Source organism: Phaeospirillum tilakii (assembly GCF_042683125.1).
GTDB classification, from domain to species: Bacteria; Pseudomonadota; Alphaproteobacteria; order Rhodospirillales; family Magnetospirillaceae; genus Phaeospirillum; species Phaeospirillum tilakii.
The window spans coordinates 1-1,325 of record NZ_JBHUIY010000095.1; the positions used below are offsets into that span (position 1 = coordinate 1).

The window sequence follows — 1,325 nt, forward strand, 5'->3', positions numbered from 1 at the left end:
CACTGAACCGCCCCGGGATTGCCGGAGGCTAGTTTGATCAAATCTACGCGGCGACGGGAATGGCGTCGATCATGGCGTAGTACCTTTCCTCGGCCTCGGCCGGCGGGATGTCTCCGATGGGTTTGAGCAGGCGGCGGTGGTTGAACCAGTCGACCCATTCGAGGGTGGCGAGTTCGACGGCCTCGAAACTGCGCCACGGCCCCTTTCGATGGATCACCTCGGCCTTGTAGAGACCGTTGATGGTCTCGGCCAGGGCGTTGTCGTAAGAGTCGCCAACGCTCCCCACCGAGGGTTCGATCCCGGCCTCGGCCAGGCGTTCGGTGTACTTGATCGAGACGTACTGGCTGCCCCGGTCGCTGTGGTGGACGAGGCCGCCCTTGTGAACCGGTTGGCGCTGGTGCAGGGCCTGCTCCAGGGCGTCGAGGACGAAACCGGCATGGGCGGTGCGGCTGACCCGCCAGCCGACGATCCGTCTGGCGAAGGCGTCGATGATGAAGGCGACATAGACGAAGCCTGCCCAGGTCGAGACATAGGTGAAGTCGGACAGCCACAGCCGGTTGGGGGCCGGGGCGTGGAACTGCCGGTTGACGTGATCCTGCGGGCAGGGCGCCGCCTTGTCGCTGATCGTGGTTCGCACGGCCTTGCCGCGAATCACCCCGTGCAGAGCCATCTGGCACATCAGCCGCTCCACCGTGCAACGGGCGACGGAGATGCCCTCGCGCTTCAGTTGGAGCCAGACCTTGCGGGCACCGTAGACCTCGAAGTTCTCGGCGAAGACCCGGGCGATCTCCGGCTTCAGCGCCAGATCCCGCCGCGCTCGCGCCGACAACCTGGCCGGATCGAGGCGCCCTGCCACACGGGCGCGATAGGTAGACGGGGCAATCGGCAGCACCTTGCAGATCGGCTCGACCCCGTAGGACCCACGATGATCGTCGATGAAGGCGATCATGGCTTGAACCGGCGGTCGAGCTCCGCCTGGGCAAAATAAGCGGAGGCCTTGCGAAGAATCTCGTTGGCCTGACGCAGTTCCCGGTTCTCCCGCTCCAGCGCCTTCATCTTTGCCGCCATCTCCGAGGGGATGCCGGCCCGCTGGCCATGATCAACCTCGGCCTTCCTGATCCATTCGTTCAGCGTGTGTGGCGCGCACCCGATCTTGGCGGCTATGGAAACGATCGCCGCCCAATGCGAGGCATGCTCACCGGCATGCTCGGCAACCATCCGAACCGCGCGCTCGCGAACCTCGGGGGAAAACTTGTTCGTCGTCTTGCTCATGATGGCTCCTTCTTCTCATGAGAGGGAACCTCCGGCAATCCCGGGGCGGTTCA

The 1,325-nt window shown here is 64.8% G+C and carries 1 protein-coding gene and 1 other annotated feature; the gene reads right to left on the reverse strand.

Annotated features, from left to right (window positions below; all coding sequences use genetic code 11):
• Positions 1–43: 43 nt before the first annotated feature.
• Positions 44–1,272 (reverse strand): IS3 family transposase gene (locus tag ACFSNB_RS18665; protein ID WP_377319318.1). Its coding sequence is split into 2 segments (ribosomal slippage): positions 44–984 and positions 984–1,272, totalling 1,230 coding nucleotides; the frame shifts between segments, so codons are not numbered across the junction.
• Positions 875–991, reverse strand: a sequence feature (AL1L pseudoknot). Its footprint overlaps the gene before it by 117 nt.
• Positions 1,273–1,325 lie beyond the last annotated feature (53 nt).